Here is an 18,480-nt window from a genome sequence, read left to right as displayed (position 1 = left end):
TCGAAAACGGCTTTACGATATTTGGCTGGGAACACTAAATGATATAGCAAAACACTTACATTATGGCTCTTATGGATGTATTCACTCATTTTTCTATTATACGCCGCGAGCGGCGGGGAATTAGACCCGAAGAGATTAAAGGGCATAGCCCAAGTTCAGCTTCCCAATGGTATAGTAAGGTTAGCTGAAGTCCATTAGTATGAAGCTCATGGCATCGGCAAAAAAGAATTTAAGCTCAAGCTACCGTTTCTAGATTGACCATGAAAATAGAGTCATCTCCAACAAATAAGTTCGCAGTTTGTCTCAATAATGAAGGCTACGAAGCTTCACTAGAGGTGGGAAAAATATACCGCGTTATCCCTGATGAGACAGCAGAAATAAACAGTCTAATTCGGGTTATTGATGAAAGTGGTGAAGATTACGCTTTTTCTGTGAATCGGTTTCATCCTATTGAGTTACCAAAGCCAATAGAAGAGGCATTGTTATCAATGGCCAACTAAAACCCTCTAAATCCACCGAAAAAGAAACCACAAAAGTAGGCTAAATTGCCTCTAAAAATACCATCAATGCCCCCTTCAATCAATCTTGAGGGGGTTTATTTTTAGCATCTATTAATACTTCTAAAAATTGTCAAACTTATTAATGATGTCTTGAATTTGCTGCGCTGGGATGTCCGTTTGGTCAGATTTGGCATAGATGAGGAGCATCAAAACACAACTATTGTCTTTAAGTTGATAGATAACACGATAGCCGCTACTTTTGCCCTTTTGAATATCGCTGTTTTTGAGGCGAACTTTAAAGACAGTGTAGCCTATTCCTGGTATTTTATCGCCGATGAATTTGCCTATCTGAAGGTCATCAATTAGGGGTTGTATATCAGTACGAATGCTCCGATAGCGTTTGGCGAGGATGCGAAGTCGATCCTTGAATTGATCGGAGAAAATAAGCTTAATGGGGGGAATTTTTTCAGTCATCTATGCCATCCCACAGTTCAGAGATGGGATGTACTTTGCCCTCTTTAGCTTGCTGAAGAGAAATACGAAGACTGGTGAGGATGAGTTCTTTTGGTTCGTCGTCGGGATCCGTGGGTGGAGTGAGGATATTACGCGATACTAGCAATTGGTAGAAATCATCGATCGCCATTCCCGTTAGTTCGGCTGCTTGTTCAAATTTAAGGCGTTGCTGCTGATAAAGCATGACAGCGATTTCCGTGAGCATTTGAGCTTCAGTCATTTGTACTGTTTGCAGAAGTTTAGAGGGAAGGATGAGGTTCATAGAGGTTTCATTAAGTGGCAGTAACTTCATTGTATCGCCATTAAAAGGTAAACGACACAAGTAGGCTAAATTGCTTCTAAAAATACCATCAATGCCCCTTCATTCAATCTTGAGGGGGTTTTGTTTTTTTGCATTCCTCCCTCAAAAAATTCTCAGTGACACTAGAAAAAGGCGACAAACTCTGCTGGATTGATAATTGGAATCCCTTGATAAGTATTGAGAATTAAAAGATCGTTATCGCCTGTTATGATGTATTGTGCCATTCCAGACACGGCTAATTCTAAGAATTTATTATCATCTAAATCGGAACAAACTCTCGTTTCATGCAATATATCAACAAATAAGCTCCTATTTTTAAGAGACGACAAGAAATCTAACCTATCATCTTTTTCTAAATATTTGTCAAATTTCTTTTTACTTATTCTCGTTGCCAATTCTTGATAAGTTGCCTCGCTCTGGAGAATAGTAAATTGACTGACTGCTATATTGATTACTTTTTTGGGTGTTCCTAGGGGATTGAGTAAAGCACTAATAAAAACATTGGTATCTATAACAACTCGATTAGGATTCATCTACTAATAGTTCTGTTAGTTTATCTTCTGTCAAACCTTTAGCTTGAGCCTTTTTACCGACTTTATCCATAATTGAGATAAGACTTTCTGAATTTTCCTCAATCGTCAGATTAACTTCTTGTTCAGGAGAAAGACCTAACTGAGCGATTAGTGTAGGAATCTCCGATACCTTAATATTTTTGAGAACTTGTTTCATGGCTTAACTAGGTAACTAGGTGTATCTTCAACTTTCATTGTAGTTTATTTAATCACATTTAACAGTGTTACTCAAATCGTCCTCGACCTCTTCGCCACAACTTCAACCCTGAAGCGTAAACTAAAACCCTCTAAATCCACCGAAAAAGAAACCACAAAAGTAGGCTAAATTGCTTCTAAAAATACCATAAATGCCCCCTTAATTCAGTTAGTTGAGATTGCGAGACGCAGGAACAGCAGCCAGCCGTCGAGAAATGATGTCAAATCCCGTCATACTTTATCTTTATTTCTGACCGGCTGCCTAGATAAATCAGAAAGTAAAAGTCGTGCGGATAGTGCCGATAACTAAGGTGGAATTGTTGTTATTTGAGTTAGGAGAAGTAATCACGATTACCCCTGGAGTAAGGGCAATATTATCGGTGAGTTTCCACTCATAAAATCCTTCGATATGAAAGGAAGTATCGGGATCATTAGTGGAACTACCATCATTTAATCGAATACTAGAACTAGACACCCAGGGCTGCATACCAACAATAATACCAGCGGTATTTCCTTCCTTAAATAAATCAGGAAAAGCCAAAGTTACCGCCCAATTCCAGATATCTAAATCCCCGCGTTCTAGTTGTCCATCTAAGGTGCTAAGGGTGACAGCTTTTGTGTAACCCCCCCAACCACCGAGGACAAAACCATCGACAATTCGCCAAGTGAATTGTAAACCCAAACTATTATTAATAGTCGGGACAGCCTCCCCGAATAGTTCTTCGGTGAAAAATCGGAAATTCGAGCGCTGACTTCCCGTTCCCGTGTCTAATTGGTTATAACCATGAAAGTAGGATAAAGCAATGCCAAAATTCTCATTTGGAACATAACCCAGCTGCCCTAGGGCGGTATAGGAACCGTTAAATAAACCCGCACCCGGGTTAGGATCGTTAGCATCCCCAGCAAGATAACCGGCGCTGAATTGCAAAGCCCCATAATTACCCTGTAAACCGAGTCCAGTTTGTCCGGGAGCAAAATAAAGGGGATTGCGGGTACCAAAAGCGGAAAGCGCCCCACTAGCACCATCTCCATCCAAAAAGTTGAGGGTATTGGTAAAGTCATCTTTAGCACCTCCCGTCGCTTCTAACCAGAGGTAGATATTTTCCGTGACGGGGAAACTGTAGTTTAAAACTTCTAGCAGTAAATCGTTGCCGTCCGGTTGGGTAAAGGCTAAGGTGCTTTCAAAAGTTCCCGTGGTATCGGCTAAATCGGCAATATTTCCCGTTGCTAGACGGGTATAGAGTAAATCTTTGCCTGTAAAGCTAGTATTTAATTCTAAACGGGCCCGATAACCAAAAGCTGGCACTTGGGGAATCCCTTCACCACCGTTTTTTTCTCCTGTGGCTACCCCATATAATGCCATCACCACTTCCCCGGTTAATTTAGTAGTGGTGGAAAATTGATTATTTTCCAGAAAAGCGACTCGATTTTCTAAGTTATCAACCCTAGCACCCAATGCCGCTAATTCTGTCTCGAATTCGCTGACTAATCGCTTAATTCTGTCTAGATCTTCTTTTAATACCGCTACTCCTTCCTGAATCAATCTTTCTAGGGTATTTAAGCAGGCATTCAACCCGGCGGCAAATTCCCAACGAGTTAAAGCGCGTTCACCGCGAAAAGTGCGGTCAGGATAACCTACTATACAACCATACCTCTCCACGAGACTTCTTAAGGCCTCAAAAGCCCAGGCGGTGGGAGAAACATCCCGCAATTGATTGACACTTGTTACCTGTGCCATGGGGTTACTAGAGAGGTTTTCGAGACTATTAGCCAGTACCGGACCAGAAAAACCCAGTAATATCGCTGCTGTTAGGAAATTTTGCTTGATTTTCATTGCTGGTTCCCACACCTACAAGAATGATTATTGTTCTCAGTATAATCAGGTTAGCAAACTTTTTCTAGTCTGGCACTGTTGCAAATATTTTTCAAGTGTTACTCCAGATAAAATCTGAATTGTCTAGCATTTATTGGTTAAAATAAATCTTAAATGATAATAAAAGCAATAAGTAAATAATTTTATTGTTCCTACAAACAAGATAGAGACGCTGCTGACAGCATCTCTAAATGATTATTTTTGGTTCAATTGAGGATAAAAAAGGGGTAACTAGCGCAATTCAGCGTTAAACTCGTTAAAAGAGCGTCTTTTTAACTCCAGCGATTGCGTTCGAGGCAAAAGATCAAAAACCTTTCTTAAGACATCATCCACATCTTCATATTTAACATTGCCCAAACCATCATAAACCACTTTACCTTGTTGGTCTAAAACCACAGTTTGGGGAACCCCACCACGATAATAGTAACCCGGTTCATCGGGACGATAGGAAGACTTTAAGGGGATAGAATCGACAGTAACGGGGATAATACTGGCGGCGCGACCGTAAAACTCTTGAAAACGGGAGACAATCGCCGCAAATCGCTTACAATCACTACTATCATCCAGATAATAGACAATAATAGCCGGAATTTTCCGTTGAAAAGTTTCCGCTAAATTTAGACGCGGTGGTACGAGGGAACCATTCCCCGCATAGACCACAAAAATATTACCATCGAGGCGATCGTCATCGATCCCCGCATAGGCGCTAGAGGTTAGCCAAGGAGACCAACTCGTCAGAGCAACAATGAGAAAGACAAGACAGATCTGAAGACGCAGCCGATAACGAGATTTCATGATCAACAGGGTTAAAATATTAAGACAATTTTTAGTGTAAAAAATCTTGTGACCTTCGAGCGCGATAATTCCCAAACCACCTCGCGAGTCATTGCCGCTAACTCGCGCTTTGCCAATACCTATTATGCCATTCTAGGACTACATCCGAGTGCCTCGGTGATCGAAGTGCGACGCGCCTATCGGGAACTGAGTAAACGATACCACCCCGATACTACCGAACTCAGCCCCGAAGTGGCAACGGTTAAATTCCAGCGTCTTAACGAAGCTTATGCCACCCTGAGTAATCCCGATCGCCGTTCCCTGTATGATTTACAGATAGGTTACTCGCGCTGGAATGTCATCCAAACTATCCCCGATAGCGATCAACCCATAGCTAATCGTAGCGCCTATCTCGATCCTACCGATCGCCCCCTATCTTCGGGAGAGATTTTTGCTTTGTTTATCTTGGCACTCACCCTGCTCGGCTGCTTGTTACTAGCGGTGATTATTGCTATGCTTCGAGGAGAGAATGCTGTCACTGTAGCCCAATTATTTTTGATTTAGATGCGATGAAGATTCCCACTGCTGATACTCCCCTCTATAATCATCCCTTACCGGCGATCGAAGCATGGCTAGTTAAATTAGGTTGTCGGAAAAATACCGAGAATGTCCACTGTTGGACTGTGGAAAAACCGACATGGAAAGCGGAAATCTGCCTCGATATCGAAGAAATCACCGTTCGTTACTTTCGGGCAGCCAATGACGGCAGTGACATCAATCGCGCTTTTAAATACTCCCTTAGTCGTCAAGATATCGAATCGGCGGTTTTTTCCGGTCCCTAATCATCGGTTAAACTTTTAACTATCTAAGATTACTCGTTAAGACAGCAGCGGAGTTGGTAGCAGGGAGAGCTAGTCCGAGCATTTGTACTAAATTTTCCGAGGCACGCTGTCAATCCAGTACATTTGTTCAGTTTGCAATCAAAGCTCCCCCACAACTGGAACCGCTGCCGGCAGTGCAACCGTAGCAATAGGAAGCGGTTTGTACCTCTGCAATTAGCTCTAAAGTACCCGCTTGTAATAAATCTGGCAGGGTTAATTTTTGGCCTTGACCGGTGCAAGCGACCAGATCTTCCATCTGATTAAAATCGCAGTCATAGATATTACCCAAATAATCAATGGAAAGCTGATTACGACACATCAAATGTTCGACAGTATCACCATTAAAATGACCTTCAAGGAATTGAAGATAGGGTTGATAGAGTTGCCGGTGTTCCAGATAGAAACGGGTTCTTCCGACGGGTAAGTTAGTGATAGTAAACAGATTGTTAAAAGAAATATTAAAATGTTCTTGCAAGAACTTTTTGTAATCCCGTGTTAGGGATACCTGATCCGGTGTGAGAGAAAAATTCTCTGACTTAGGAATCTGGGGATTATAGACTAAATCGACCATCAAATTCGGCTCTTGAGCGTAACCAAGACGGTTCAACCATTGTAAAGCAGCAATCGATCGATCATAGACTCCCAGACCGCGCATTTTATCCACATTATCGGCAAGATAACAGGGTAAAGAAGCCACCACCCGCAGCTGATGGGCAGCGCAATATTCAGGAATATCAGTAAATCCTTTCTCGAAATAAATAGTTAAATTCGAGCGCACAATTACCTCTTTTCCAGCTTTTCTAGAGGTTTCCACAATTGGCTTAAAACCGTAGAGCATTTCGGGAGCGCCGCCAGTCAGATCGACGGTTTTAATTTGGGGAAATCTTTCGATCAGTTCGATAATTTGTTCGCACACTTCTGGAGTCATTTCTTCGGAGCGAACTGGACTAGCTTCCACATGACAATGGCTACAAGCAAGGTTACATTTTTTTCCCAAATTAATTTGCAGAACCGAGATTTTTTGCTTAGTTAAAGGAGTTTTTAGTTTCTCAAAAAAAGGAATCATGGGAGAGTAAAAAGTAATCAGTAATCAGTGACCAATCACTAATCAATGATAACTGATAATGGATGAGTTTTTTGTCAATGGGTAACTCCTAACTCAGATAAACTTGATTTTTCTCTTAGTTGCCAGGGGATAGCTCAGAAAGATTAGCTGATTTTTCTTGCCAATCTTGACCAATTTTAATCGTCACATCAGAAGCGAGATTCCCCGTACTTTCCACCAAAACTTCCCCGACACCAAGGCTATTATGCAGGGCAGCAGCCAGGGAATCATCCCCTTTTTGAGCAATAATTTTGGTAGTTTCTAGAATTGGTGATGAAGACTTAGAGACAAAAACATTTTCATAACCCAATGAGTGCAGATATCTGACTAGAGTTTGCACCGCTTCTGGATTATCGATGCTATCTTCCACAGCTATGCGAGTCGGTTGCGTGGTTTCCTCAATGTCAGCCATAAAAGAGCCGTGGTTAAAATGTTGAGCCACTAGCTCTTGAATTTTACTTTGATTGGGCAACCAATAACTGATCCCTTGCCGACCATCACCATTAAAGTCTCCGGGTAGGAGTAGCATTTGCACATCAGTGCGCTGAGTTTTGGAGGCAAAACCGGCTAGGGCGAGTAACTCTTCTAAACTAAGATTAGTATCGATATGAGTGCGGATAACCTCGATAATATCGGGAATTTTCAGTAAAGTTGCTGGTTTTAGGGTTTGTTCCACTAAAGACCGCATTAATTGCTGTTGTCGTTGGATACGACCGATATCGCCTTTAGCATCGTAACGAAAACGGGCAAACTGGAGGAATTTCTCGCCGTTGAGGTGTTGTTCCCCTTTTTTCAGGTCAATGTAGAGGTGTTGACTAAAATCTTGATACTTCATGTCTTTGGGAACATATACCGTCACCCCCCCCAAAGCATCAATTAATTTTTCCACACCCTGCACATTAATGCGAACATAGCGATCGATAGCGACCCCTTCTAAAAGATGACTAACCGTTTCCGCCGTTAAAGCAGGTCCCCCAAGGGCGTTAGCTTGATTGATTTTTTTCTCCCCGTAACCCTCGATATCGGTGCGGGTATCCCGGGGGATGGAAAGCATGGTTAACTTCTGTCTTTGGGGGTCAAAACGCAGTAACAGCATGGTATCGGTTAAACCATCCAAGGAATTAACCGGGGCATGATAACCCAGATCTGGGGTTTGTGCCTCCTTGACATCGGATGTCAACACTTTCGCGCCAACTACCAGAATATTAACGGGGCGGTTGAGGGCGGGAAGTTGCAGATTTTCATAGGATATGGCCTGTTGATTGTTAAAAGCGGCGGCTTCTTCGGGACTAAGAGCAGCTTGTCGCAAAGGTGTGGAGGAGAGAGACACAGCTAACATAGCCCCCGCCGTAGCGGAAACTAGGGCGCAGCCAGTTAAGCCTAGGGCTGTCAGGAACCATTTACCCGACAATCGCCGCTTTTTAACAGGTTTAGCCGCTAATTTGCTTGATTTTCCGCTTTTAAGCCTTGATTTCGTCTTATTAACCACAAATTGCCTCACACAATCACTAAATATCTCCCTAAAACCATATTTAAAGAGATAAACTATTTGTTTTCTCAGATAACCGGAAAAGATTATTAAACTAATCGGGTTTTCTAGAGAGTTAGCAGATAATATAGCAGAATTTTTCCTTATAGTTCTTCGGCATCGCAATTTTGTCGAAATATCTAGGGTTTGTTTCGTGGGAGCGGGGTGTGGGAATTATGAATTATGAATTATGAATTATGAATTGGGAAGCGGGGGAGTGGGGGAGTGGGGAAGTGGGGGAGTGGGGGAGTGGGGGAGTGGGGAAATTGAACTAAAACCGCAACACCCCAACCCCTAAAACCTGTCTCGGAGTCTCCTCATTGGCTGATTTTTTTGTGCAGAAATAACTTTTGTGGTCGATTAAATAACCGATTGATCAACCAACCGTCGGTTTTTTGCAGACGATAACCGCTACTTAAGTACAGTGACTGGGCTGCTAGATTATTATTGAGAACATGGAGGGAAAGTTCCTCAAACCCCCATTCTCTAGCGATCTGTTCACACTTGAGCAGCAATCTCCGGGCCAGACCAGCACGCCGGCGATCGGGACTAACGGCTAAATTAGAAATATAAGGAATGGGAACAGCTAAAAAAGAACTGGATTTTAAGCCGATTTCCGCCGTAGCGACAATAATTTCCTGAGGACCCGTGACGGTGACGCTGGTTTGACTGACTACCAGACAGTGATAGTAAGGGGTGTCGGCGCGTAATCGTCCCCGTAAGTCCTCGTAAATGCCTAATTTAAAGATAGGACGCAGAAAAGACCAATAATTGGCCGTGGGGAAAAAACTATCGGTGAGAATTTCCGCCAAGCTTTTTAGATCTTGGCTTTGGGCCAAACGCACCTCGACGGTAATGGCGGCAGTGTCACCGGTCGCTTCCGAGTCGGAGGAATGAGACAATAGGTATGAGATAAAACAGGAGTCCACTTTAATCACAGGAGTCGGGAGGGAAGGTGGGGATGGCAGTCCTTATCCGGGAAGGGTAGATAGGGGTGGGATTTAGTTGGGGGAATTAAGCATCTATCTTAGGGAGAAGACCGCAATTTTTCAAGACTACTGAATCAAAATCTCATCCATTCTACTGCCTATAGCCCCAGTTGGGGGAAAGACCGCCATTTTTCTAGAATTTTTTTTGATCTCCGGGCAGTGGTTAATATGGGATGATGCCGGTCAGAACTAATCTCTTTCTTTTTGGGTCAATTAACTATATTCTTTAATCTAATCTATCCTCCTATCCCCTCCATGATCAAAGAAATTTCCGCTTATTTGCAAGTGTTCCGCAGTCAAAAAATGGCGGCTTTGTTATTCTTAGGTTTTGCTTCTGGATTACCCTTGTTGCTCACCAGTCGCACCCTGCAAGCTTGGATGACCACCGAAGGAGTTGATCTGAAATCGATCGGTTTATTTAGTTTAGTTACCCTCCCCTACTCTCTCAAATTTCTTTGGTCTCCCTTACTCGATCGCTATGTTCCTCCTTTTCTTGGTCGTCGTCGCGGTTGGATTTTAATCGCTCAAGTTTGTTTAACTTTAGCGATTGGTTTTATGGCTTTTCAACAACCAAAACAATCTTTGGAATTATTGGCAATTAATGCTTTACTGATCGCTTTTTTTAGTGCCACTCAAGATATTGCCTACGATGCCTATCGCACAGATATTTTAGAAAAATGGGAGATGGGTGCCGGGGTAGCGATCGGGGTTTTAGGTTATCGTTTGGCTTTAATTTTAACTGGTTCGATCGCTTTAATTTTAGCTGATCACTTTCCCTGGCCGCTCGTCTATCTTTTCCTAGCTGGATTGATGGCTTTAACGATTATTTGGTCTTTTTTCGCCCCAGCTACTCCCCCTAGAGATGATACTCCCCAAACTCTTTTAGAGGCGGTTTGGTTGCCTTTCCAAGAGTTTTTTCAACGCTATCAAATAGGTCAAGGAATCAGCATTCTCGCCTTTATTGTTCTCTATCGTTTAGGGGATGCTTTAGTTAATAATATGGTGACTCCTTTTCTCTTAAAAACTGGTTTCAGTCAAACCGATATCGGGGCGATCCAAGGCGGCATGGGCATGATAGCAACTATGGTGGGAGTTTTATTAGGTGGTTCCCTGTTAAGTCGTTGGGGAATTAATCGATCGCTCTGGATATTTGGTCTGTTGCAAGCTGTTAGTAATTTAGCCTATTTTATTCTAGCAAATTTAGGGCAAAATTATCCTTTTATGGTCTTAGCTATTAATATTGAAAACTTCTGCGGTGGCTTAGTCACTGCCGCTTTTGTGGCTTTTTTAATGAGTCTTTGTAATGCTCGTTTTACCGCTACTCAGTACGCCCTTTTATCAAGTTTAATGGCCTTTAGTCGCGATATTTTGGTGGCTCCCGCCGGAGTTTTAGCTGAGGCGATCGGTTGGCAGTGGTTCTTTTTAATCACGGTAATTGCCGCTTTACCCGGGTTAGCTTTATTGCCTTTATTTGCTCCTTGGCAAGAGCAGGATTAAGCTAATTTATGAGCTAGGAAGTGATGATTTATTCCTCCGATTTCACTCGCATAACTACTAAAGTCATATCGTCGCCACCGTCATTTTGCAACCCGGTAAAAGCGGCAACTTTCCCAAATAAATATTCGAGAATTTGTTCGGGATCGTTGTACTGTTGACAGGCTTCTTTAACTGCCGATAGCCAATTTTTCTGATCAAATCTTTCCCCTTTCGAGTTGACTGCATCGGTAAAGCCATCGGTATAATAGATCAGCGTATCTCCCGCTTCTAATTGCACTTGGGCATCGTCATAGATAGAATCGGCCTCTAAACCCACTAATGTCCCTTCCGTGTCGAGAGACTCTAACTCTCCCGTTTTAGCCCGCCACCAGAGGGTGGGATAATGGGCAGCATTACTGTAACCAAGACGGCGCGTCAGCGGATCATACTCGGAATAAAATAATGTCACGAAACGATGAGAATTATCGAGATCGGCATACATAACCCGATTGAGATGACGCAAAATTTGGGCTGGGGAGTGACGATTTAACACTTCCGCTCGCAACATTCCCCGGGTCATGGTCATCAATAATCCTGCTGGGACACCTTTACCCATGACATCACCGATGACTATACTCCAAGGGGCGGTACTAGCTTCCCTTTCCGCCTCCGTTGCTGGTTTAAATTGATCGTAGTTGCAGGGGATAAAATCATAATAATCGCCCCCAACGCGATTGGCTGTTTGGCAGTGGGCTGCCAATTCTACCCCCTGAATTTTCGGACATTGCCGGGGTAAAAGACGATTTTGGATTTCGGCAGCGATTTCTAACTCTCGATCCTGACGTTCCTTGGCCCGTAATTCGACCGTTAATTCATTATTAGCTATAGCTACCGCCGTTTGATCGGCCACTAGCTGCAACAGTTTACGACGGGTGGGTGTCCAACCATAATCGGGATCGCGACTGAAAACGTATAAACGCCCCCGCTCACTATTTTTTACCAAAACAGGTGTACTATAAACCTGCGTACCCTGTCCGAGAGTTTGCCGGATCTGATGGTCGAGACTATCGAGAAGCGATCGATTATTTTTGTTCTCAAGTGTCGCTTCTTGGTTTAATTGTCGGATAATTGCCTCTAATTGTCGGCGTAGTTCCCCATTAATTTGATTATCTTGGCAATGGAGTTGATCGAGGGCTACTTGACCGTTATTTTTGCTCAAAATCAACGCTCCTCCCTCCGCATCCGCCACTCGTGCGGCCATCAAGGGGGTAAGATCGAGGAATTGGTTTAAATTATTGAAACTCCGCAGGGCAAAACCGAGGGAACTTAAGAGATTTTGAACTTTGTTTTGTTCGCGATATAAACTGGCGACCAACTCTTTTAAGGCTAAAATTGGCTTGATATCGGCCCCTGGAGGTCCTGTATTGACGGTGGCAGTGGTGAGGGTGTCGCTCGGTTCCGGCTCAGAAAGCATAAAATGATTTTTGTGGCGGTGACATGATTATAGCTAGATGGTCATTGGGTTATGACCTGTTTAAGTTTAACAGTATAGTCGATCTTTTCCTGACTGCCACAATTTAACCCCGATCTTTTACTATTTCTGTTTTGTCACACCGAAGTCTAGGGCTGATAACCTGACCTTATAATAATTAGAAGTATTTAACTTGATCCATTGACTTTATGACCTTGCCTCTCGATGTTCCCACGGCGATTAATCAACGTCGTTCTATTAAAAATTTTACCACCGATCCGATCGCACCGGAACTGCTGAAAACCCTAGTAGAATTAACCGTTGCCGCACCTAGTAGTTTCAACATCCAAGATTGGCGAATTATTTTAGTACAAGATGAGGCACAAAAGGCCGCTTTAGCCGAGGCCGCTTGGGGACAAAAGCAAATTATCCAAGCGCCGGTTACTTTTGTTTTCGCTGCCGATGCTGCCGCAGGAGGAGGAGATCTAACTCCTATCTATGAACAGGCTCTCAGTACAGGTGCCTGGAGCGAAGGCACGGTAAAATATTTCAAACAGGCAATCCCGGGATTTCAAAAGGATTTGGGCGAAAAAACCCGGGAATACGCGATTAAAGATGCCATGATCGCCGCTACTCATCTGGTTTTAGCTGCTGAAAGTCTCGGTTTATCTAGTTGTTTTCTCAACGGTTGGATCGAGGACAAGGTAAAAGCTGTGATTGGTGCTGCCGATCATCCCCATCTGGCGATCGCTGTTGTCGTTCCCATCGGTTACGCGGCGGAACCACGGCTTAATCCGGGGCGTTTACCCTTAGATTACAATGTTTTTGTGGATCGCTTGGGTAATCCCTATCAAATCTGAACTCTATTAACTGGATTCAATCTTGTTTTAATCGCTGTTTTGGCTGCTGGTTGATCAGTTGCTATCGGTTTCGGTTGGCAGGGGTTGGCGTTGCTGATTTGAGATAGGAAGCTTCTGTCAAACTAACTTTTAGATAGGATGGCACGGTTGACATTCATAGCTTGATTGAGCAACGCCTTGTATTGTGGCAAAATTAACAATTTAATCTGCATCACGCCGCGCTAATACAGCCGACATCGATCTTAATTTTTTGAAAAGATATAAGGTTAATTATGACATCCCAGATTATCATGTCTAGGATTGACCATCTTTTAGCCTTATCGAGAGATTTCTATGCTGAAAAAATACTCATGGTGGCGGCCACTGACGATTTTATTTGTAATCAGCTGCGGAGTGATCTTAATTTTTGGGAAAACTTTCGCCCAATCCCCAGGGATTAGCCATCCTCTCGATCCCCTCACAGAAAATGAGATTAAAATGGCGGTAACTGTGGTTAAAAAAGAAAAATCCCTGACAGAGTTCGCCAGATTTCCTAATATTTCTTTACAAGAACCCGATAAGCAAACTGTTTTAAACTTTAAAAAAGGAGATGCTATTGCTCGTCAGGCTTTTTTAGTAATTCTGGAACCCAGACTGAATAAAACCTATGAGGCTATTGTCGATACCAAAGCGAGTAAAATTATCTCATGGCAAGAAGTATCGACGGGACAACCACCATTGTTAGATGAAGAATACGAAATTCTCGATCAATTAGCCAAAGCCGATATTCGTTGGCAAGAAGCTATGAAAAAACGCGGGATTGCTGACTTTGAAAACGTCATCATTGACGGTTGGGCCCCTGGGATGATGAGCGAGAAAGAACAAGCATCGGGAAAGCGCTTAATTCGCGGAATTACTTACTATAAAGGCAAGGATCGCAGTAATTATTATGGCGCACCAATTGAAGGTTTGTCGGTGACGGTAGATTTAAATAATCGCCAAGTATTTGAAGTGCGAGATACTGGGATTGTACCTTTCTCAAAAGCCAATTTTGATTACGATGAAAAAACCCTTTCACCCCTTCAAAAAGCTCTAAAACCTTTAAGAATTCAACAACCGCAGGGGACAACTTTTCAAATTAGGGGTAACGAAGTTAGCTGGCAAAATTGGAAATTTCGTTATCTCATGCACCCAAGAGAGGGGTTAGTTCTTTATCTAGTTACCTACAATGATAAAGGTAAAGATAGAATAATTTTGTATCGTGCAGGACTCTCAGAAATGGTAGTTCCCTACTCCGATACCTCGCGAGAATGGGCGGTTCGTAGTGCTTTTGATGTGGGAGAATATCGTTTTGGTTGGCTATCTACTCCCTTGGATAAAGGTAATGATGTTCCCGAAAATACTGTCTTGTTAAATGCCTTGTTTGCTGATGATAATGGGGAACCTTATCTCGGGGAAAATCTCATCGGTATTTACGAAAAAGATGCGGGAATTCTCTGGCGACATTATGATTTTAACACGGAAACTTTTGAAGGTCGCCGCGCCCGTCAATTAGTGGTTAATACCGTGGCTGCTATCGGTAATTATGACTATGGAATTAACTGGATTTTTCATGAAGATGGTACTTTAGAACAGCGCAGCGATTTAACGGGAATTATGTTAGCTAAAGCGACTCATGATGTCACTAATGCTCATAATCATGGCGACCAATTTGGGACATTAGTAGCGGCAAATGTGGAAGCGATTAATCATCAGCACTTCTTAAATTTTCGTCTTGATTTCGATGTGGATGGGGTTAAAAATTCTGTTACTGAAATGAAGGTTTCTACTTTATCACCAGAAAAGAATCCCTTTGGTAATGCCTTCAGTATGTCAGAAAGAAATCTTCAGCAAGAATCCGAGGCAATTCGTGATGTGAATTTAGCTGAAAGTCGCGCTTGGATGGTAATGAATAAGAATCAGAAAAACTCCCTAGGAATGCCGACAAGTTATATGTTAATGCCATCGGCAAATTCAATTTATTATCCCAATTTCCAAGCGGATTCTCGTCAACGGGGTGAATTTGCTACCCATCATTTTTGGGCAACTCGTTACAAAGCGAACGAGCTTTATGCAGCGGGAGATTATCCCAATCAAGGCAAAAAAGGCCGAGGTTTACCGCAATATACTGCTGATAATGAATCTCTCGACAATGAGGATTTAGTCGTCTGGTACACCTACGGTGTTACCCATATTCCTCGTCCGGAAGAATGGCCAATTATGACCGTACATCCAGCAGGTTTTAAGATTATGTCTTGGGGTTTCTTTGACCAAAATCCTGTTTTGAATGTCCCGAAAAATAACCTAGAGGATTCTTTAAATTAATTATCGAAAAAACTGGGTCTAAAACCTTGCCTTTTAAGTCGAAAAGTTTTTGGAGCGGGGTATAAATCCCCGTTACAAAAACGGAATCCTGCCTTGGTTAATTGTATAACAAGTCCCTAAGAACCTTATTCATACCAAAACTCGGAACTTCCCGCACATTTTTCGTCTCTAAATAACCATTGTTGAAACACTTGTTCTCTACCATCCTGAGGTGCAACAATCTGATAAACTTTTAGGGATTTTTTAGCAATTCTCTGGCTGCCCTTGTCGGTTAATTTATAACCTAACAAGTTTAAAAAATTACGAATAATGGTCAGAGGACGGGAAGTATTAGAGAGGTTAATCTTGGTGATAGTTTTAATCTCGTTACGGTTTTTAACGGCGATTTCCGCCATTTTTTGTAAATCGGCATCATGATTAGTTAATTCTCTTTCCGGGTTAGCTAATAATACGGGAATTCCTAACAATTCTAACGTCCCGATAATCACTCCTAATTGACTACTATTAAAATCGGGAATAAATAAACTTCCGTGACCTGATTCTATCAGTTTACGCGCAATTAAAGCATCTCGATCGCACAAAAATTGTCGCCCAATTGTCAAAAAGTAATGTAGGCGTAGTTCTTGATACCATCCTTGATCATCTTTAATCACTAATTGCGGTGTGACGGGGATTCCATAGCGTTTGTATAGGTCATATTTTCTAAGAATTCTCCTTTCTTTCACAGACTTAATTAACTGTTTTTTTAGCAGACGACACTCTGATTCCGTTATCTCGGCTGCGCTGGCAATTGCATCACATTCAGAACGATAATTATATTCCATAATTTCTTCAATTGCTTCCGTTAACTGATTAGTTATGTCTAGTTCTTCTTCCTGATTTCTTTCTTTAATTCTATGACCTTCTGCTTGTAAAATCCCTAGAATTGACTGACGATAATTAAGCATATAAGCATTGACTCGCACGGCCATTTTTGCCCAGCAGAGGAGAGATTCTGCTTGAAAAGTTGTATCTAAATCCTCCAGAGATTCTAAATCTGATTGGTGTAGTAAGCGAATATTAACCTCGGTTAATCGGTGTCCAGAGGTGAGAAGTTTGGGGATAGAAGTGGACCCATTGCCCACCTGATTAAATCCATGCACTGCTGACCAAATATAACGAGGAATATTCTCTCTAATTCTCCCTAAAAATTGAGCGATAGAAGTGGGAGTTTGAATTCCCTGTGCTAGACACCAAACCGAGGAAAAGTGTTGCTGAATATCAATACTAATTCCCGTTTCGATCGCGGGACTAGCTAGAACTATATCATAGTTAAGCAACAACTGATTTAAATTGCCAATCGCTTGATAGGCAGCGTGACTAGAATCTTGCAATGACTCTGAGTCTATCCGCAGAACTTTCTTATGAGGAAATTGCTTTTTTAGATAGGATTCTAGGGTAATCGTTCCCCATTTGCTGGTTAACTTTTGTGCTGATAGACAAACGAAGGGTTTTCCTCCCTCTTTAATATGTTTAACTAAATCATTAACTAGCCGTTGAGGAGTATTATCAGAGTAGTTATAAACTCGCCAAGCTTCCTGATAACTGGGTTTCCACTCGTTACTAATCAAGAAAGTTTCTAGTTTAATTGCCGCTAGAGAAGTTAAATAATCTAGGGAAATATCACTTAAATCAGCATCAGCAACTAGGACTTTTCCCCCACTGCTGACCACAGTTTGCAGCAGCGACTTTAGGGATTTTAAAATTGCTACACGATTAGTTTTACAAGTATCCCCATTTAACCCATGCCATAGAACCTGTTCGATCTCATCGATAATAATAATAGCTCCTTGCCAATCTTCCGCTTGAAATTTAGCTTGTGATTGGGGATGGAGAGAGTCAATACATAAACCATAACCGTAAATTTGTGCCGCAGGATTATCCCTAATTTTGCTGATATAGTTTAAACCAAAGCGTTGACACAAATCCTCTACCAGTTTCACCCGATGACCGATAACTAAAACTTTTTGTTGATTGGCAACAGCCTGTTTAACTATTTTAGCCAAAAACTCAGTTTTTCCCGTACCTTTAGCAGATTTAATCGCCATTAACTGCGCTGATGTAGGGATAGAAATATCTGGCAAGTAACGGCTATTTAACTCTAGATGAGGTGAGAGAGTTAAACTATTTAAACTCGCTGCTTTCCAAATTTCCCAAGAGGTAGCTTTTTGATAGACTTGTTGAAAGTAATCTTCTCCTCGATTGATTAGTAAATCATCCACCCCTTTACCGTCAGCAGCATCCCAAGTAACTACCTTTACCTCACAGTTAGCCTGACTGAATAGATAACCCATTCTCTGTAAAGCTAAATTAACCGCTTGCTGGGTTTTCGGTTTAGTTTCTTGATCGAAAACTAGATAAATCTTTCGTCCCGAATTAGCTAATTTTTCTAGCTGCGGAATTAGATGAGATTTGCCGATTCTCCTACCTAATTCGTCCTTGGGAGTACGATAACCATTGTGAATCCCAGGTAGGGCAATTGTCACATAACCTGCTGTTAGTAATGCCCCCGCTTTTTTCGCTCCTTCCGTAAGACAAATAGGTATCTCTGGATGTTTAATTACCCAGGACCAAAAACCGATATCCTCTTGCTTATTATCCACTTCTTCAGTTAAAATATTAATACTGATATGGTGGGCTATCCTTTGCCAAATTTTCAGGGGAACCCGCAAAGCAAAGACTCCCGTAGGGGTTTGGGGAGGATGTTCGTACTTAATCGGTTTAGCCTTATCAAAGCTTAAACGGGGAAAATCGGGCTTAAAACAGCCCCAAGGGTCATAATTGCCCGTTAATAAGTCAATTCCTGAACACCACCAACCTCCTTGACTGGTATGTTCATAACGCTTGAGAATACTATCCCTAACCCTGCCATCATTGCGTCGCGGTAATTCTTGGGAGTAGAGTAGGTATTCACTGGGAGATAGCCCCGCTAAACCGGTGACATTGAGAGCGATTAACTCCGCATCCACCCCGCTATCACGCCATTCTTCTAAATATTTCATCCTTGTCCTCTACTAGCTAGACGCTATATATAGCGTTTTTGTCCTATTATTCTAGCGG

General features: G+C 42.3%; 17 protein-coding genes and 1 pseudogene. 6 read left to right on the top strand and 12 right to left on the bottom strand.

Annotation, left to right across the window (positions count from 1 at the left end; translation table 11 throughout):
- A pseudogene (locus ACOCD9_RS13735) lies at nt 1-89 on the bottom strand (IS200/IS605 family transposase); the annotation flags it as partial.
- A gap of 171 nt (nt 90-260) precedes the next feature.
- Here ACOCD9_RS13735 and ACOCD9_RS13730 point away from each other — a divergent pair.
- On the top strand, nt 261-500 hold the full coding sequence (locus ACOCD9_RS13730; protein WP_045361344.1) for a hypothetical protein: 240 nt from the start codon (nt 261-263) through the stop codon (nt 498-500).
- Nucleotides 501-620: 120 nt separating this feature from the next.
- Here the strand turns inward: ACOCD9_RS13730 and ACOCD9_RS13725 are convergent, their stop codons facing one another.
- From ACOCD9_RS13725 to ACOCD9_RS13700, 6 genes are all read right to left on the bottom strand, one after another.
- Nucleotides 621-974, bottom strand: a complete 354-nt coding sequence (locus ACOCD9_RS13725; RefSeq protein WP_287783808.1) for a hypothetical protein — start codon at nt 972-974, stop codon at nt 621-623.
- Entirely contained in the window at nt 967-1,305 is a 339-nt protein-coding gene (locus tag ACOCD9_RS13720; protein ID WP_287967752.1) for a UPF0175 family protein, read from the bottom strand. The genes ACOCD9_RS13725 and ACOCD9_RS13720 overlap by 8 nt, the downstream gene beginning before the upstream one ends.
- Before the next feature lie 131 nt (nt 1,306-1,436).
- On the bottom strand, nt 1,437-1,847 hold the full coding sequence (locus ACOCD9_RS13715; RefSeq protein WP_194014921.1) for a putative toxin-antitoxin system toxin component, PIN family: 411 nt from the start codon (nt 1,845-1,847) through the stop codon (nt 1,437-1,439).
- Nucleotides 1,837-2,043 (bottom strand): hypothetical protein, encoded by a 207-nt coding sequence (locus tag ACOCD9_RS13710; RefSeq protein ID WP_002763776.1) that lies wholly within the window; start codon nt 2,041-2,043, stop codon nt 1,837-1,839. The genes ACOCD9_RS13715 and ACOCD9_RS13710 overlap by 11 nt, the downstream gene beginning before the upstream one ends.
- 309 nt (nt 2,044-2,352) lie before the next feature.
- Nucleotides 2,353-3,915: an iron uptake porin gene (locus tag ACOCD9_RS13705; protein WP_419547792.1), complete on the bottom strand. Its 1,563-nt coding sequence runs from the start codon at nt 3,913-3,915 to the stop codon at nt 2,353-2,355.
- Between the two features lie 270 nt (nt 3,916-4,185).
- A complete protein-coding gene (locus ACOCD9_RS13700) occupies nt 4,186-4,749 on the bottom strand; it encodes a thylakoid membrane photosystem I accumulation factor (protein WP_287701192.1) in 564 nt (187 codons plus the stop codon).
- A gap of 48 nt (nt 4,750-4,797) precedes the next feature.
- On the opposite strand from ACOCD9_RS13700, the gene ACOCD9_RS13695 reads away from it, so the two are divergent.
- Together ACOCD9_RS13695 and ACOCD9_RS13690 are read left to right on the top strand one after the other, a co-directional pair.
- A complete protein-coding gene (locus ACOCD9_RS13695) occupies nt 4,798-5,292 on the top strand; it encodes a J domain-containing protein (protein ID WP_287701191.1) in 495 nt (164 codons plus the stop codon).
- A 5-nt stretch (nt 5,293-5,297) separates the two neighbouring features.
- Nucleotides 5,298-5,570, top strand: a complete 273-nt coding sequence (locus ACOCD9_RS13690; RefSeq protein WP_002770501.1) for a DUF3143 domain-containing protein — start codon at nt 5,298-5,300, stop codon at nt 5,568-5,570.
- 127 nt (nt 5,571-5,697) lie between these two features.
- Here the strand turns inward: ACOCD9_RS13690 and arsS are convergent, their stop codons facing one another.
- The 3 genes from arsS to ACOCD9_RS13675 all read right to left on the bottom strand — a co-directional run bounded on the left by arsS (nt 5,698) and on the right by ACOCD9_RS13675 (nt 9,180).
- Nucleotides 5,698-6,675: an arsenosugar biosynthesis radical SAM (seleno)protein ArsS gene (arsS, locus tag ACOCD9_RS13685; protein WP_419547791.1), complete on the bottom strand. Its 978-nt coding sequence runs from the start codon at nt 6,673-6,675 to the stop codon at nt 5,698-5,700.
- Nucleotides 6,676-6,790: 115 nt separating this feature from the next.
- A complete protein-coding gene (locus ACOCD9_RS13680; RefSeq protein WP_419547790.1) occupies nt 6,791-8,203 on the bottom strand; it encodes an LCP family protein in 1,413 nt (470 codons plus the stop codon).
- 356 nt (nt 8,204-8,559) lie between these two features.
- Nucleotides 8,560-9,180 carry a GNAT family N-acetyltransferase gene (locus ACOCD9_RS13675; protein ID WP_287701188.1) on the bottom strand — a complete coding sequence of 207 codons (621 nt, stop codon included), beginning with the start codon at nt 9,178-9,180 and terminating at the stop codon, nt 8,560-8,562.
- 306 nt (nt 9,181-9,486) lie between these two features.
- Here ACOCD9_RS13675 and ACOCD9_RS13670 point away from each other — a divergent pair, with 306 nt between their 5' ends.
- Nucleotides 9,487-10,728: an AmpG family muropeptide MFS transporter gene (locus ACOCD9_RS13670; protein ID WP_287701187.1), complete on the top strand. Its 1,242-nt coding sequence runs from the start codon at nt 9,487-9,489 to the stop codon at nt 10,726-10,728.
- 28 nt (nt 10,729-10,756) lie between these two features.
- On the opposite strand, the gene ACOCD9_RS13665 is transcribed toward ACOCD9_RS13670, so the two are convergent.
- Nucleotides 10,757-12,181: a PP2C family protein-serine/threonine phosphatase gene (locus ACOCD9_RS13665; RefSeq protein ID WP_419547789.1), complete on the bottom strand. Its 1,425-nt coding sequence runs from the start codon at nt 12,179-12,181 to the stop codon at nt 10,757-10,759.
- Between the two features lie 206 nt (nt 12,182-12,387).
- On the opposite strand from ACOCD9_RS13665, the gene ACOCD9_RS13660 reads away from it, so the two are divergent.
- Nucleotides 12,388-13,038, top strand: a complete 651-nt coding sequence (locus tag ACOCD9_RS13660; RefSeq protein WP_004268876.1) for a nitroreductase family protein — start codon at nt 12,388-12,390, stop codon at nt 13,036-13,038.
- 333 nt (nt 13,039-13,371) lie between these two features.
- Nucleotides 13,372-15,381, top strand: a complete 2,010-nt coding sequence (locus ACOCD9_RS13655) for a primary-amine oxidase (RefSeq protein WP_419547788.1) — start codon at nt 13,372-13,374, stop codon at nt 15,379-15,381.
- A 125-nt stretch (nt 15,382-15,506) separates the two neighbouring features.
- Here ACOCD9_RS13655 and ACOCD9_RS13650 read toward each other — a convergent pair whose 3' ends face one another.
- Nucleotides 15,507-18,422: a plasmid replication protein, CyRepA1 family gene (locus tag ACOCD9_RS13650; RefSeq protein WP_419547787.1), complete on the bottom strand. Its 2,916-nt coding sequence runs from the start codon at nt 18,420-18,422 to the stop codon at nt 15,507-15,509.
- Nucleotides 18,423-18,480: the final 58 nt, after the last annotated feature.

It is taken from the genome of Microcystis sp. (assembly GCF_048564745.1).
In the GTDB taxonomy this organism is placed as follows: domain Bacteria; phylum Cyanobacteriota; class Cyanobacteriia; order Cyanobacteriales; family Microcystaceae; genus Microcystis; species Microcystis ichthyoblabe_A.
This window is presented reverse-complemented; position numbering and strand designations above follow the sequence as displayed.